This window comes from Sorangium sp. So ce185 (genome assembly GCF_051526825.1).
Lineage (GTDB): Bacteria > Myxococcota_A > Polyangia > Polyangiales > Polyangiaceae > Sorangium > Sorangium cellulosum_D.
Genome location: NZ_CP150316.1, coordinates 7,670,020 through 7,685,088, shown reverse-complemented (window position 1 = coordinate 7,685,088; position 15,069 = coordinate 7,670,020). Strand labels below are relative to the sequence as shown.

The window sequence follows — 15,069 nt, the reverse complement described above, 5'->3', positions numbered from 1 at the left end:
CGGCGGCGCCGCGGCGCGGGCTCAGCCCTGCCACGGCAGCTCGAGGAAGGAGGGCGCCTCGGCGCCGGCGTCGAACACGACGATCAGCTTGCCGGGGGACAGCGCGAGCGAGATGCCCTCCGGCTTCTGGCCGGGAAAGCGCCGCACGAGGCTCGGCGAGAGGACGCCGCCCTCGGGGCGCAGCACGTGGAAGAGCGACCCCGCGGCGCCGTCGGCGGTGGACGGGGTCGAGGCGATCGCCAGCGAGCCGTCCGGGAGGAAGCACAGATCGGAGATCCCCCCCGGCGTGGGCGCGCCGTTGAGCTCGACGTCGACGCGCGCGCGCGCCCACAGCGAGAGGCCGGCGCCCTCGAGCCGCCGCCCCTCGAGGAGCGCGCGGGGCGCGCCGAGCCTCCAGATGAGCGCGTTGCCCTCGGCGTCGAGCGGCGACTTCAGCCCGAAGTAGAGCGCGCCGTCCCGGTAGGCCATGCCCTCGATCTCGAGCGGGCGCGTGCCGCCCGGGAGCCCGAGCTCCGCGAGGGCCGCGGGGCCCGCCGCGTCGAGCAGCTCCGCGAGGTAGGCCTCGGCGTCGACGCGGAAGCCGCGGCCATCCTGCTTCAGCCGGAGCAGCGCGGTGCGCGCCTTCTTGCGCTTGCCCTTCGCGCTGTAGCCCTGCGACGAGAGCAGGTACACGTCGCCCCCGTCGCCGGCGGTGATCGACTCGATGTCCGCGAGCTCCTTGACGCCGAGCACCGGCACCGGCTCCGGATCGACGGCGCCGGCCGCCGACATCGCGAACAGCCAGGGCACGCCCTCGTCCTCCGCGTCCTTGTGGCCCGTGTCGTCGCTGACGAGGAGGTACCGCCCCTCCGCGGGCCGGGGCAGGATGCCGGACGGCTCGAAGCGCGACCGCTGCCGCAGCGCCGCCGGCACCGTCATGCGGATCGCGTCGGCGGCCCCGGCCGGCGGCGCCGCCGCGGGCGCGCCCTGCGCCGCGGCGACGACCGGCGCGCCGGGGGCCGGCGGCGCGGGGGGCGGGGACGCCCCGCGCGTGAAGGCGACGTCGAACGCCTGGCCGGCGAGCAGCTCGACCGGGTGATCCAGCGCGATCGTGACCTCGCGGCCCCACACCGGCACGTTCAGGTCCGTCCAGCAGCGGAGCGGCAGCTGGCCCACCACCGGCCCGACCGTGACGGCCCGGCCGGTGAGCGGCGCGCCGTCCTGGCCGCGCGCCCAGATCGTCGCGGCGTCGCCCGCCTCGACGTGGAGCGCCGCGCGCTCCGGGACGCAGGCGATGACCCGCCCGGGCGCGCTGGCGATCTCGACGATCGGGTCGCCCGCCACGGCGACGTCGCCCGGCCGCTTGCGCACCGCGGACACGCGCCCGCCGTGCGCCGCGCGCAGCGTGTGCTGGGCGCGCTGCGCCTCGAGCTGCTCGATCTCCCGCCGCGTCACCGCGAGGTCCGCCTCGATCTTCGCCGTCTCCGGGCCCGCCTGCTGGAGGAGCCTCTTCCGGCGCTCCTCGGCCGCCGCGATCTGCGCCCGCAGGAGCTGGATGGTGCGGGGCTTCTCGGTCGCGATCGCCTCGATGCCCGCGCGCTGCACGTCGAGCGAGCCCAGGGCGTCGTGGCTCGCCTGCTTGTCCTCGATGAGCTGCTTCACCCGGGAGACCTCGCTGGCGAGCACCTCGCCCTCGGCGCGCGCGCGGCGCTGCTCCTCGAGCTCGCGCGCGAGCTCGAGCTTCAGCTGCTCGACGCTCGCCTCGAGCTCCTGATCGATCCGCGCGTGCTCCGCGGGGATCATCGCCCGGAGGCGCGCCTCCTCGGCGCGCGCCACCGCGAGCTCCGCGTCGATCGCGCCGCTGTCGAGCGCGACGAGCACCTGACCCGGCGCCACCACGTCGCCGACGTCGACCTCGATCGAGGCCACCCGCCCGACCTCGACCGTGGCCACCATCTCGGTGTCGGCTTGCGCGAAGGCGAGGATGCCGTCGCTCGGGCTCGAGGAGCGGCTCAGCCACGCCGCGAGGCCGAGCGTGCCCAGCATCGTGAGCGCGGGGGTCGCGGAGGAGAGCGCGGATCGGATTCGCCAGAGATGCATGGCTAGAGGTCCAGCGTCGGCTCCTGGAGCATCAGACTCACGTCCTCCACTCCGGGGAGCGCTTGAAGGCTCGTCACGAGGCGCGCCCGGAGCTCCGGGTGGCGCACGCTGATCTGGTAAGCGTGCTCCATGACGGTGCCCTGCGCCGCCTCGCGCAGGGTGACGAGCGAGAAGGAGCCGCAGTGCTCGCGGAGGATGCCCGCGATCGCGCCGGCGAGCTCCGCGCCGGGCTGTCCGGCCGGCGCGACGAACCGGAGCAGCCCGTCGGGCTGCCGGCGCGACCCGTAGCCGGTGACGTGGAGCATGAGCGTCGCGCCCGCGAACATCGCCGCCCCCGCGATCGCCGCGCCGTAGGCCTGCGCGCCGCTCGCCATGCCGATGGCGAGCGAGGCGAAGACGAACACGACGTCGCGCGGATCGCGCATCGTGGTGCGGAACCGGATGGCGGTGACGCCGCCCGCGATCCCGATGCCGGCGGCGATGTTGTTGCCGACGGCGAGCATCAGCGTGCACGTGATGATGCTGCCGAGCGCCATGCTCTGGACGACGGTCCGCGAGTACGAGAGGCCGCGGAACGTGAGCATGTAGACGCCGGCGATGCCCTGCGTGAGCCCGAAGGCGACGAGGAGGGAGATGAGCGCCCTGCGCCACTCGACGGCCTCGCCGTGCGAGAGCATCGACAGCCACTCCGTCATAGTCGCGGCCCTCCCTCGATCCGGGCCGAGCGCGCGTCGGGCAGCATCAGCTGTGCGTTGACGCTGTAGCAGTACTTGGAGAACGAGCGCCGGACGAGCTCGAGGCGCCGCACGAGCGCCACCATCCACGCGGGCGGCCTGCGCTCGAACTTGAGCTCGAGGACGCAGACGGGCTCGTGCGTGTTCGTCTGGACCGGGTGGTCGACGGGGCGCCACCCCCGATCGGACGCCTCGAGATCCAGCGCCTCCTTGCGCTGGCAGACGACCCTCCGGTCGAACGTGACGCGCGCGTACCTGTCGAGCGTGCTCTCGTACGCCTCGCGCTCGTAGTCGACGAGCATCGTGGGCCGGAGATCGTGGCGGTGGACCGCGCCGATGAACTTCTCGGCGCCCTTGCGCACGCCCGGCGGGAGCCGCTCGAGCGCGGCGGGGTTGCCGCGCTCGACGAGCTCCCGCCACTCGTCCGCGGGCACGCAGGCGCGCGACTTGACGATGACATCCTGGACGCGGCGCTTCACCTCGAGGAACACGGGGCTCTTCTTGCCGGGGTAGGTGCGCGCCCGCACCTTGAAGCGGTCCCGCTGCTCCCGGGCGTTGGCCCAGTAGAGATCGTGCCCGCGCGTGTCAAAGTAGAGCGAGCGGATGCGGTACGAGCCGTCCTCGTTCGCGTACTTGTCCGCCCGGCCGACGGACCGCGCCGTGGCCCGGATCGCCGGGACGAGCCGCTCCGGCACCAGGTACTTGAACTCGTAGCGTTCGATGACGTCCAGGATGACGGTCTCCTCGATCGTCAGGGGTCAGGGGCTAGGCGCCCGGGTGGGTTGCGTCGCGCCGCTGCGTGCGTCGCGGATTTGTTACGGTATCCCCGCGATAATGACACAACCGCCGCCGAATGCCGCAAGCGGAATCCTGCGCAAGCTCTCGATATCTCCCCGGTATCCCCGCGCGTTGCATTCGAGTCGCAAAGCTACAGCGCGGTGGCTTTCGCGGCTCGGGCTCGCGGCGGCGCTGCTCGCCGCGGGCTGCCGGGGCTCGGGGCCGGGGCCGGCGAGGGCGGCGGCGGCGGCGGCGGTGCGGACCTCGGGCTGCCCCCGCTGCGGCGGGGCCGCGCGGATCGGCGCGCTGCCGCGCGGCGATGCCGACGAGTGCTCCGGTGTGGTCGCCGGTGCGGTGCACCCGGGGACGCTGTACCTCCACAACGATTCCGGCGACCGCCCACGTTTCTTTGCGATCGGGCTTGACGGCGCGCCGCGGGGCGAGATCGAGGTGGCGGGCGCGCGCGCGGTCGACTGGGAGGGCGCGGCGCGGGGCCCGTGCGGCGGGGGCGGGGGGAGCTGCCTCTTGTTCGGGGACATCGGCGACAACGACCGGGAGCGCGACCGCTACGCGCTCTACGAGGTGAGGGAGCCGGCGGCGCTCGGCGGCGCTCGGCGCGCGGTGGCGGCGGAGGTGATCTCGCTCGCGTACCCCGACGGGAGCCACAACGCGGAGACGCTGCTGGTTCACCCGGTCACCGGGGCGATCACCGTGGTGACGAAGGTGAAGAAGAAGAAGGACAGCGCCGGGATCTACGAGCTCTCGACGCGGCCCGCCGCCGGCCAGACGGCGACGCTCGTCGGCGCGGGCTCGATCGCCGCGCCGGTCGGGAGCCGGTCGTTCACGGGCGGCGACGTGCGCGCCGACGGCGCCGGCGTGCTGCTCCGCACCTACTCGCACGTCTTCTTCTATCCGATGGCGCCCGACCAGACGGTCGCGCAGGCGCTGACCGGCCCGCCGTGCGACATGCCGGCCGCCGACGAGGATCAGGGGGAGGCGATCGCGTGGCTGCCCGGCGGGTGGGACTACGTGACGATCGGCGAAGAAGACGAGGCGCCGATCCACCGCGTCTCCTGCCAGGCGCCCTGAGCGCCGCCCGCGCGGGGCGCGCCCCTCAGTCGCCGCGCGCCGCGCCGCCGAGGAGGGCCTCCATGCGGCCCCGCATCAGCGACAGGTCGCCCTTGAGGATCGCGACGTCCGAGCGCCACGTCTCCGGGGCGGGCCCGAACGGGTCTTCCGCGACGGCGGAGCGGATGAGCCCCGCGTAGCGGTCCACCTGCTCCTCCAGCCGGCCCTCGCGGAAGGGGCCCTCGAGCAGCTCCCGGACGGCGCTCCGGTAGCCGGCGAGATCCTGGCTCAGGGCGCTGAACAGCACGTCGCAGCCGGGCGCGCGCACCTGTTCTTTGCCCTGGTACACGTCGAAATCCGCGGGGCACATCGCCGGCGTCTCCGTCCAGTGCGGCACCTCGCCGAAGTACTGGAAGCTGCCCCAGCTCAGGGTGTTGTCGAGGTCCCACGGGACGAGGCGGAACGTGCCCGAGGTGGGCTCTTCGTAGAAGAAGAAGTTGTGGTTCTCGGCCGAGCCCGCGTCGTCGACGTAGAAGGTCGTGATCCCGTCGAAGTTCAGGATCGCGTCGTCGACGGCCATGTAGCGCTGCAGCGCCGCGACGTCGGTCCACGTCGACAGCGCGGCGAGGCGGTCCGCGCCCTCGGCGGACGCGAGGTCGCCCGCGAACGCGATGAACCGCGCGTGCGAGGCGCCCTCCTCGTTGGTCTCGATCCGCTCGTCGTAGTAGCCGGGCTCCTTCGTGATCGGCCAGGCTGCCTTGTAGAGCGCGCCGTCCGGCTCCTCGGGGAACCGGTTCTCCGTGAAGCGGCCGTCGATCTCCTCCACCATCGCGAAGAGCCCAAGCGGCTCGCCGTTCACGTGCAGCGTGGCCCACGCGCTCCTCGGGGCGACCACGCCCATGTCCCGGTAGAGGTCATAGGTGATCCGCTCGTGGAGCTTGGTGGGGTCGCGCATCATGGCATGAAAGTTCAGGCGCTTTTGCCGGTAGAAGCGCTGTCCGTCGACGTATTCGTCGAGCTTCATCTTCATGCTGAGCTTCGGGCAGGGGAGCTCTTCCCGCTCCTCGAAGCACATCTCGAGGGTGCCGTAGCCTCCCTTGAAGCGCAGGCCCACGAGGCCCAGGCTGCTGCCCCGGTAGCACGCCTCGGCCTCGACGTACTCTTCATCGCGGGCGTTCGCTTGGAGCGCCGCCCAGACCTCATCGCGGAGCCGGAAGTCGAAGCGCGGGATGTCGCTGGCCGCGTACAGCGCGTCCGGGTCGCCGTCGGCCACCGCGCGATCCGGCGGATAGCACGGCATCGTCACGGGCTCCGCGCCGTTCCCGCCGGTCCCGTCGCCGCAGCCCGCGCCCAGGGCGGAGACCTGAAGCGCGAGCAAGATACGATATGTCCTTCTCATGAGCCGCTCCTCGCGGGCGGCGACGATAGTCGTGGCGTTCGCGCGCGTCGACGATCGACGTCGGCGCGCCGCGCGCGCAGGGCGTCAGTTCTTCTTGTCGCCTCTCGCCGCTCGCGTACCCTCGCGGGATGCGGAGCTCTTTTCCCCTGGGCATCGCGCTCGCGACCCTCTTCCTCGGATGCGCCGATCTCCTCGGGATCGAGGACGTGACCCGAGACCCCGGTCCGGGCGGCGGCGCGAGCGCGACCAGCGCCGGCGGCGGCGGCAGCGCCGGGAGCGCCGGCGGGGGCGACGGCGGGGGCGACGGAGGGCGGCTCGCGCCGTCGACGCCGGTCCCGCGGCTGCCGGTCCAGGATGGCCCGGTCGGCTCGATGCTCGTGCCCGACACCCGGAGGCCCACGTTCGTCTGGGAGCCGTCGGTGTCGCCCGCGGGGGAGAGCGTCGAATACACCATCGAGCTCGGCGAAGATCCCTCGTTCTCCGCCCTCCTCGCGGGCGAGACGACGGCGGCGACACGCTGGCGGCCGGCCGTCGATCTGGAGGGCTCGGCGGAGCCTCCGGTGGGCAGCCGGGTCTACTGGCGGGTCCGCGCGTGCGCGGCCGGCGCCTGCTCCGAGCCGTCCGCGGTCCGATGGATCGACGTGGGACGGGGCCATCACGATCTCAACGGCGACGCCTTCGACGACATCCTCGTGGGCGCGCTCCACTACGCGATCCCGGAGTACATCCCTTGCGGGGCCGCCTACGTCTTCCTCGGCGGCGCGGGCGACAGCGTCGATCCGGCGCAGGATGGAGTCCTGGCCGGGGTGAACCCGAGGACCGGCGGCGCCATCGAGGCGGCGGGCTTCGGCGGCGCCGTGGCGACCGCGGACGTGAACGGCGATGGCTTCGCCGACGCCGTGGTCGCAGCCACGACGTACGCAGACAGCAAGGGGATGGTCCGCGTGATCCTCGGGAGCTCATCCGAGCCGGCGACGTGGACCCTGGAGCCGGACATGTCGGGGAGCTTGCCGGGCGATGACCGCAGGTTCGGCCACGCGCTGGCCTCCGGGGACATCAATGGAGACGGCTACGCGGATCTCGTGATCGGCGCGCCGGGAGGCGGCCCCGATCACATCGAGCCCGGCAGCGCGTATGTGTACCTGGGCGGCCCCGAGGCCCTCGACACGGTCGCTGACGCGATGTTCACGGGGGTGCAGAACGCGAGCGAGTTCGGCGCCTCGGTCGCCTCGGCGGACTTCAACGGAGATGGCTTTTCGGACATCGCCGTCGGGGCGCCTGGCAGCCAGCGCGTCTATGTCTATCTCGCCTCGGCCGGCGCGCTCGACACGGTGCCAGACGGCCTCCTCGTGGGCGAGGGCGAGCTCGGGCGCGCGGTGGGCGCGGGCGACGTCGACGGGGACGGCTTCGCCGATCTCCTCGTGGGAGACCCGATGAACAGCGCGGCCTTCCTGTTCCTCGGCGGGCCAGGGGAGGCGTTCGACACGACCGCCGACCTGGAGCTCCACGGCGAAGCGGCGTCCGATCGGTTCGGTCAGACGGTGTCGAGCGGCGACCTCGACGGGGACGGCTTCGCGGAGATGCTGGTGGGCGCGCCGGAGGTCGGCCTCGGCGGCAAGGCGTACGTGTTCCGTGGCGGCGAGCGCCCCGACACGGAGCCCGACGCCGCGATGAACCCGCGGTTCGGGGGCACGGCGGAGACGAAGATCTCGCGCGCCGGCGACTTCAACCGCGATGGGCTCGGGGACGTTGTCGTGGCCTTCGGCGGCGGCAGGGAGGTGCTCGTCTATCTCGGCGGCAGCCTCGGCGACGCGGCGCAGGCCTCCCTGAAGGGCGCGGGCGGGATGAGCGAGGAGCGCTTCGGCGAGGCCGTGTCGCCGTAGCCCGGCGCGGACGGACGCGCCGCCGCGCGGCGAGGCGCGGCTGACGCGGCTACCCGGCGCCCGCGGTGGGGGGCGCCTCGAACGGGCGCGGCGGCGCGGCGCTCTCGTCAGCGTCGCGCGCCGCGCGCCGCGCGCGCCGCTGCTCCTGGACGAGGTGCACCGCCTGGTCGAAGACGACCGCGACCAGGATGACGGCGCCGATGATGATGAACGTCCAGTTCGGGTCGAGGCGCCAGATGCGCCGGACGCCGTCGTCGCTGTAGCGGATCTGGAACATGTTGATGCCGTTGTCGATGACCCGCATGATGGCCGAGCCGATGAGGATCCCGAGCGCGCTGCCCTCGCCGCCGCGCAGCGAGCAGCCGCCGAGCACCACCGCGGCGATCGCGTAGAGCTCGTAGCCCATGCCGACCTGCTGGGACATCTGGCCGATGTAGGACGCGTAGCAGACGCCGGCGATGCCGCCCGTCGCCGACGAGATCACGTAGGTGAGGACCTCGACCCGGCTCACGTCGATGCCGGAGTACTCGGCGGCCTCGCGGTTGCCGCCGATCGCGACCATGTAGCGGCCGAGCACGGTGAAGTGCAGGACGTAGGCGCCGGCCGCGAGGACGGCGAGGAAGATGACGAGCGGGTAGGGGATCAGCGCGTCGCCGCCGACGCGCAGGAGCCCGCCGTTCGCGAGGCGGAGGAACGGCGAGTCGCCGAAGCTCAGCGTGCCGCCCTCGGCCACGGACTGCGACACGCCGCGGACGAGGAGCATGCCGCCGAGCGTGACGACGAACGGCTGCAGCTTGAGCCGCGTGATGAGGAGCCCCTGCGCGAGCCCCACCAGCACGGCGGCGGAGAGCGCGACCGGCACGCCGACCCAGAGCGGGTAGCCCAGGCACCCCATCCCGGACGACGAGAGCTTGGCGAGCAGGACGCCCGTGAGGCCGATGACCGAGCCGATCGACAGGTCGATGCCGCCGGTGATGATGACGAGCCCCATGCCCATGGCGAAGATGCCGAGCATCGAGATCTGCCGGGTGGTGTTGACGACGTTGGACTGCCCGAGGAAATCGGGGTTCGAGATCCAGAGCCCCGCGCACATCAGGACGAGCACGAGGCCCATGCCCAGCTCACGCTTCATTCGGTCTCCTCGCCTCCCGCGCCGCCCGCGCTCCCCGTCATCAGCGCGGCGATGCGCTCCTGGGTCAGCCCCTCGCGCGGGAGCACGCCCGTGATCCGCCGCTCGTGCATGACGACGACGCGATCGCTCATGCCGAGGATCTCCTCCATGTCGGAGCTGACCATCAAGAGGGTCAGCCCCTCGTCGACCAGCGCGGCCATGTGCCGGTAGATCTCGGCCTTGGTGCCCACGTCGATGCCGCGCGTCGGCTCGTCCAGGATGAGCACGCGGGGGCGCATCGACAGCCATTTTCCGAGGACGACCTTCTGCTGGTTGCCGCCGGAGAGGTTCACCGCCCGCTGATCGAGCCCCTTCGTCTTGATGCGGAGCCGGCCCACCTCGTCGCGCGCGGCGCGGCGCTCGGCGTCGCGGCGGAGCCACCCGAAGCGGCTGAAGCGGGCGAGGCTCGGCAGCGACGTGTTCTCGACGAGGGTCATCGGGAGCACGAGCCCGCGCCGCTTGCGGTCCTCGGGCGCGAGGCACACGCCGCGGTCGATGGCGTCGCGCGTGGAGCGCGGCAGGTAGGGCGCTCCCGCGAGCGTCATCGCGCCGCCGAGCGCCCGGGTCGCCCCGAAGATCGCCTGCATCAGCTCGGTGCGCCCCGAGCCGACCAGCCCGGCGAACCCGAGGATCTCCCCGCGGAGCGCGGTGAAGCTCACGCCCGCGGGGGCGCCGGGCACGAGCAGGTCGCGCACCTCGAGCGCGGGCTCGCGCGGCGGGCGCTCGCGCCTCTCCGGGAAGTAGCGGCCGCTGAGCTCCCGCCCGACCATCATCGCGACGATCCTGTCGTGCGTCGCCTCGGCCCGCGGGAGGTCGCCGACGTGCCTGCCGTCGCGCAGCACGGCGATGCGGTCGGCGAGGCGCAGCACGTCGTCCATGCGGTGGGAGATGTAGAGGATGCCGATCCCCTCGCCGCGGAGCTTCTCGACGATCGCGAAGAGCTCCCGCGACTCGGCCGCGGTGAGCGATGACGTCGGCTCGTCCATGAGGATGATGCGCGCGTTCACCGAGAGCGCCTTGGCGATCTCGACCATCTGCATCTGCCCCGCGGTGAGCGCCGAGACGGGCGTCGCCTCTGGCAGCGAGAGGCCGACGCGCCTCATCAGCGCCGCCGCCCCCGCGCAGAGCGCCTCGCGCCGGAGCGGGGCCAAAAGGCCGCTCGACCCCTCGTTGCCGAGGAAGATGTTCGCGGCGATGTCGAGGTTCGGCGCGAGCATCAGCTCCTGATGGATCAGCGCGACGCCGAGGCGCCTCCCGTCGCGCACCCCGCGCAGCGCGACGGGCGCGCCGTCGATGGCGATCTGCCCCTCGTCGGGGGCGAACGCCCCGCCGAGGATCTTCATGAGCGTGCTCTTGCCCGCGCCGTTCTCCCCGACGACCGCGAGCACCTCGCCGGCGCGCAGGGTGAGGGAGACGCCGGCGAGCGCGGTGACGCCCGGGAAGCGCTTGACGATCCCGCGCATCGCGAGCAGCGGGGGAGGGTCGGGGAGGGGGAGCGGAGCGGTGGCGAACATCATGTGCGGGAGGGGGCTCGAGGGCGGCGGGGCCGCCGCTCGCGCCGCCGGGTCGCGCTACCTCTTCAGCTCGACGAGCCTGGCCTTGAACTCCGCGACGTTCTGCTTGTCGATCACGTCGACGCCGGTGTCGACCCTCGTGTTCGGGGGGATGGCGGCCATGGCCGCGTCGCCCTTGGTCGCGAGCTCGTGCATCCACTTGCGTTCGACTTCGCTGCATCGGAGTCGGACGTGATCGGCTTCGTCTTCCCGGCGAGCCATCGACAGCACGGCGAGCGCCGAACACGAGAGCTCCCAGAGACCCTGTTCATGTTTCACGTCAGCTCTCCTCGGTTCGTCCGCGACGAGCGCGCGTCGAGACGATGCCGCCGATCCGCGACATGGGTGATATCCCGCAGCGATGTTAGCGATTCACCGCGACGATGTCGCGCCTCGTCTGGACGACCCAGGCGGAAACTTCGGGCTCACGTTCGGGTCGGCGCGCCGCAGGGACGAGCCCTGCACGAGGCCGCCTGCCTTGCAGGACAAGCGTTGATACTGCCCTCGATGTGCGGCGCATTACGGCGATTTCGAGGTGCACGTCACCCGCCTGTGCGGTCGTCGCTGGCGATGTGTTCGCGCGGCGGCGACGTGGTGCGCGCGAGGCGCACCGGGGGCCGTGTCGGGATGACGCGGACACACCTGGCTGATGGGTGAGGGGGATGGTGAGGGCACACGGGAGCCGCGCGATAATGCGCGCCGCCGCGGAAGTCATGGTTGGATTCGCCTGGGAGAACCTCTAGAATCACCCTCCGTGTCATCTCCCAAGCAGGCGCAGAGCGCTTCTTTGTTCCTCTGCGTGACGTTCTTTCCGAACGAGCGGCTGGCCACGGCGGTCTTGCGGCTGGTGTCCAGCTTCTGCGGCCAGGTGCTGGACGACGCGAATGTGAGCTCGCGGTTCTACATGGCCGCGCACGAGCTCGCGGAGAACATCACGAAGTACTCCACCGGGCCTCGCGTCAGCCTCGAGCTCGCGCTGGAGGAGGACGAGCGCTCGCATGTCATGAGGATCCGCGCGCGGAACGAGGCCTCCCCCGAGAGCCTGCGCGAGGTAGAGCGGCGGCTCATGGCGCTGAAGACCGCGAGCGACCCGGTGAAGCATTACGACGATCTCATCACCGAGACGGCGATGATCGACGGGATCTCGGGCCTCGGCCTCGCGCGCGTCCGGGCCGAGGGCGGGCTCGACATGGACTATACGATCGAGGGGAACGAGCTGACGATCACCGCGCACGCGCCGATCGAGCGATGGGGGGCGAGCGGGCAGGTCGGCGGGTGAGCCCGTCGCGCGGGCCGCTTGGTGCCCGACGGCGGCGGCTCCGGGCCGCGCTCGGCAGCGGCAAGATTGGCGAGCCGCCGGGCAGGCGAGCCGACGCGCGCCGCGTGCTCGATCAATGACAGGCTCTCTTGAGCCCGGCGTACATGACGTCTTGCTGGCAGAGGAAGTTGCAGCTGCCGACCGGGCCTGGGTCGCCGCACTCGACATCCTCCACCAGGTACACGTTGGATTCGTCCCGGCAGGGCCCGGGGCTCTCGCAGCTGATCGCGGGGATCTGCGGCTCCTCCCGGCCGCTGCAGTCATAGTCGAAGCCGCCGCCGGGACGGATGGGGGTGTCATAGAACGTGTTGGGCTGGTCGGGGTGGACCTGCTCGTGCTTGTCGTTGCAGTCGGTGCCGCCCTCGCACGCGATCGACGGATAACCGTCGCCGTCCGCGTCGCAGTCGATCATCCCGCCGCCGCTCCCGCCCGAGCCCGACGTCGCCTCGCCGCGCCCGCCGGAGCCCGAGGCCGCCTCTCCCCCACCGCCGCCGCCGGAGGCCGCCGCGCCCCCGCCGCCGCCCGCCGCGCCCCCGCCGCCGCCCGCCGCGCCCCCGCCGCCGCCCGCCGCGTCCGACGACGGGGTAGCGCCCGCGCCGCCGGAGCTCGAGCTCGTCGGCTCGGTGAAGACGACGTCGGGAAAGCTGCACCCCCCGCTCAGCGCTGCAGTCGCGGCGGGCAGGGCGACGAGCGCGAGAGCTCGATGAAGCAAGGCCATCCCTGCATTGGAAGGCATGGCTCCCTCCCGCGTCAACGGTCCGCCGAGATGCGCCGTGCGACCGTCCGATCACTGCACTTGGGTATCGTGTGGAAGTGTCGTAGGCGCGCTGCTCGGGGCGATCGAGGGTGTGTCTCGACGCCCACCATGGCCGCGTCCCGATGGCCACCGTTCCGGCGCGCGGATCCTGGAGGGGACGTCATCGATGGGCTGCGGCGTACGGCATGCGCGTTGCCGAGGCGCGTCGCCGCATGAAATGCGGCGAGCGTCTGCGGGGGGGCACGGCTCCACGCCTGTCCGGATCGGGTCTGGCGGGGAGCCTGGTCGCTGCCGGGCTCACCGTGTGTGCGTGCGGGCCGGCGGCGAACGCGCCCTCGCCGATCGCACGAAAGGCAGGAGCGCTCGGGGCGGCGGGAGCCGTCGTTCCGAGCGCGGCGGCGCCTCTGGCGGGGAGGGCGCCGTCTCTCGATGCGATCGGGGCGGCCATGCCGCCTCGCAGCGCGGCTCCGGTCCCCACGCTCGCGTGGCGGCTCGGAGAGTACGCCGTGCGACCCGAGCCGCTCACGCCCGCGCGCACGGAAGCCGAGCTCGGCTGCGACGTCATGGCGGCGGACGCCGCGAATCCGCCGCTCTGGATGATCGAGGTGCCGCGGCCCCTGCGGCTGTGGGCCAGCACGGGGCCGTCTCCGTCGCCTGAGCTCACGACCACGCGCGCGCTGCTCAGCGTGCAGACGATGTCCGATACCGGCCCAGGGGACGTGCTGGGCTGCGGCCCGACGCTGTCGGTGGAGCTCGCGCCGGGCAGGTATGCCTTGCGGGGCCGGGTCCGCTCGGCGCAGTACACCGAGTCGGGCGTGCCTCCAGGCATCGAGGGGTTCGCGTACAGGATGAGCGAGCTCGCCGATCGCTCCTGTCCGACGGACCTCGCGACCCGCGGCATCCACGATTGGGACGGTCAGTTCCCGTTCACGGTCGACACCGATCTGGACCTGAACGCCGACGGCGAGCGGGACGTCCGTGTCGAGTGCCAGATGGCCTTCACGAACCCCGGTACGCGGCTGCTCGTGAACGAAGCGTACCCGCGCTGCCTGAGGGTCGTGGCCGACTTGCCCGCGCTGGTGCGGCCGCTCCCGACGAGGACCCACGGCTTCTCGGATCTACGTCTCGGCTTCTGGCGGCTCCATCCCGTGGACGGCTTCGGCGGGCGCATGGTAATCGAGTACGACGGCAAGTACGACGCTTCCAGGTCGGCCTACGGCGTGAGCCGATTCGTCCGCTGCCGCGACGGCTATCCAGGTGAATCGCCCGCGGCGGACCGCGAGCGCGAGCGGCTGTGCGAGCGGTGGTTGAGGAGCACCGACGACAGCGCCGTGCCCTACGAGCTCGTCGAGCGATGGCTCGGCGTGCCGGCCTCCAGGGACAGGCTGGAGAGCCCGACGGAGCTCGCGGCGACGCAGGCGACGGCGCTGCTGCGGGCGCTCGACGCCGAGGGGGTCCGCTTTCGGTTCGGCGACGTCCGAGCGTGCGAGCCCCGCGCCGGGCAGCGCGCATGGGTCTTCGGCCTCGAGCTCCACGCGCCGCGGGATCCTCCGGGGGCGTGGAGCAGAGAGGCGTTCGTCGTCGTCCGGCAGCTCCGCGGGCAACCCGCCCGCGTGAGCGCGGTGCTCGACGCCTCACCGTGCCCGGTGGCAGATGCGCCGAGCGACCTCGAGTCGTTTGTTGAGGGATGGCTGGAGAAGCCCTGGAGCGAAGCCAGAACCGTGGCGAATGGCTCGCCCGAGCTGAGGGCGACGCACCTGCGCCTGAATCGCGCCCGCGCCGCAGCGCGCGTCGAGCTCACGGAGGTGTCCGGTTGCGCCGCGCCTCCCCACGCTCCTGCGTGGCTGTGGACCGCGCGCATCGCTCCGCCGCCGCCGCTCGCAGAGTTCATGACCAGCGCGCCGACCTACCTCATCATCAAGCGATCTGCCACCGGCCTCGTGGTGGATAGCGGCGCAGAGGTCCGGCCGCCGCACTGCTCGCCGTAGCTGGCGCTCACCGCCCGCGGGAAGGGTCGCTCGCCAGGCAGCCTCGCCGCCGGCCGCGGCGCCTCTCCCCTCGTTCACCCCGGGCCGGGCCGCGTCGACGTGAGGCGCGCAAATCTTGCGAGCTCAACAATTTCTCGAAGGGCGGAAAGCCATGGCGGCATCCACGCTCTGTCGGCTGATGAGGCCGACGCATCGAGCCTTCGTCTCGATTGTTTTCAGGAGGTTTCATGGTTCCCGGCCCATCTTGCTCCAGCCTGGTGTTGCGCTCTCGAAGCGCGTCTTCCGCCGCCACGACGTGGCGGTGGGCGCGCCGCGCCGCGCTCTTTGCGCTCGCGCTCCCCA

12 protein-coding genes are annotated in these 15,069 nt (G+C 72.5%); 4 read left to right on the top strand and 8 right to left on the bottom strand.

All coding sequences use genetic code 11. The features are described 5' to 3' along the window. Nucleotides 1-21: 21 nt before the first annotated feature. The 3 genes from WMF26_RS27965 to WMF26_RS27955 are packed head-to-tail and all read right to left on the bottom strand — an operon-like array spanning nucleotide 22 to nucleotide 3,535. On the bottom strand, nucleotides 22-2,079 hold the full coding sequence (locus WMF26_RS27965; RefSeq protein WP_437995157.1) for an HlyD family secretion protein: 2,058 nt from the start codon (nucleotides 2,077-2,079) through the stop codon (nucleotides 22-24). Nucleotides 2,080-2,081: 2 nt separating this feature from the next. Continuing rightward, on the bottom strand, nucleotides 2,082-2,774 hold the full coding sequence (locus WMF26_RS27960) for a DUF4956 domain-containing protein (RefSeq protein WP_437949206.1): 693 nt from the start codon (nucleotides 2,772-2,774) through the stop codon (nucleotides 2,082-2,084). Next, nucleotides 2,771-3,535 carry a VTC domain-containing protein gene (locus WMF26_RS27955; RefSeq protein ID WP_438002455.1) on the bottom strand — a complete coding sequence of 255 codons (765 nt, stop codon included), beginning with the start codon at nucleotides 3,533-3,535 and terminating at the stop codon, nucleotides 2,771-2,773. The genes WMF26_RS27960 and WMF26_RS27955 overlap by 4 nt, the downstream gene beginning before the upstream one ends. A 187-nt stretch (nucleotides 3,536-3,722) precedes the next feature. Here WMF26_RS27955 and WMF26_RS27950 point away from each other — a divergent pair, with 187 nt between their 5' ends. Then, nucleotides 3,723-4,679, top strand: a complete 957-nt coding sequence (locus tag WMF26_RS27950; RefSeq protein WP_437995156.1) for a hypothetical protein — start codon at nucleotides 3,723-3,725, stop codon at nucleotides 4,677-4,679. 25 nt (nucleotides 4,680-4,704) lie between these two features. On the opposite strand, the gene WMF26_RS27945 is transcribed toward WMF26_RS27950, so the two are convergent. Continuing rightward, complete coding sequence (locus WMF26_RS27945) at nucleotides 4,705-6,057, bottom strand: CotH kinase family protein (RefSeq protein ID WP_437995155.1); 1,353 nt, start codon at nucleotides 6,055-6,057, stop codon at nucleotides 4,705-4,707. A gap of 128 nt (nucleotides 6,058-6,185) precedes the next feature. On the opposite strand from WMF26_RS27945, the gene WMF26_RS27940 reads away from it, so the two are divergent. Beyond that, on the top strand, nucleotides 6,186-7,940 hold the full coding sequence (locus tag WMF26_RS27940) for an FG-GAP-like repeat-containing protein (RefSeq protein WP_437995154.1): 1,755 nt from the start codon (nucleotides 6,186-6,188) through the stop codon (nucleotides 7,938-7,940). A gap of 49 nt (nucleotides 7,941-7,989) precedes the next feature. On the opposite strand, the gene WMF26_RS27935 is transcribed toward WMF26_RS27940, so the two are convergent. From WMF26_RS27935 to WMF26_RS27925, 3 genes are read right to left on the bottom strand one after another with little or no spacing between them, the layout of a single operon-like run. Further along, nucleotides 7,990-9,072 (bottom strand): ABC transporter permease, encoded by a 1,083-nt coding sequence (locus tag WMF26_RS27935; protein ID WP_437995153.1) that lies wholly within the window; start codon nucleotides 9,070-9,072, stop codon nucleotides 7,990-7,992. Continuing rightward, nucleotides 9,069-10,628, bottom strand: a complete 1,560-nt coding sequence (locus WMF26_RS27930; protein ID WP_437995152.1) for a sugar ABC transporter ATP-binding protein — start codon at nucleotides 10,626-10,628, stop codon at nucleotides 9,069-9,071. The genes WMF26_RS27935 and WMF26_RS27930 overlap by 4 nt, the downstream gene beginning before the upstream one ends. A 54-nt stretch (nucleotides 10,629-10,682) precedes the next feature. Continuing rightward, complete coding sequence (locus WMF26_RS27925; protein ID WP_437995151.1) at nucleotides 10,683-10,943, bottom strand: hypothetical protein; 261 nt, start codon at nucleotides 10,941-10,943, stop codon at nucleotides 10,683-10,685. A 475-nt stretch (nucleotides 10,944-11,418) separates the two neighbouring features. Here WMF26_RS27925 and WMF26_RS27920 point away from each other — a divergent pair, with 475 nt between their 5' ends. After that, nucleotides 11,419-11,943 carry a hypothetical protein gene (locus tag WMF26_RS27920; RefSeq protein WP_437995150.1) on the top strand — a complete coding sequence of 175 codons (525 nt, stop codon included), beginning with the start codon at nucleotides 11,419-11,421 and terminating at the stop codon, nucleotides 11,941-11,943. A 112-nt stretch (nucleotides 11,944-12,055) separates the two neighbouring features. Here WMF26_RS27920 and WMF26_RS27915 read toward each other — a convergent pair whose 3' ends face one another. Continuing rightward, nucleotides 12,056-12,694, bottom strand: coding sequence for a hypothetical protein (locus tag WMF26_RS27915; protein ID WP_437995149.1), 639 nt, complete (start codon nucleotides 12,692-12,694; stop codon nucleotides 12,056-12,058). 491 nt (nucleotides 12,695-13,185) lie between these two features. On the opposite strand from WMF26_RS27915, the gene WMF26_RS27910 reads away from it, so the two are divergent. Continuing rightward, nucleotides 13,186-14,727 carry a hypothetical protein gene (locus WMF26_RS27910; RefSeq protein WP_437995148.1) on the top strand — a complete coding sequence of 514 codons (1,542 nt, stop codon included), beginning with the start codon at nucleotides 13,186-13,188 and terminating at the stop codon, nucleotides 14,725-14,727. Nucleotides 14,728-15,069 lie beyond the last annotated feature (342 nt).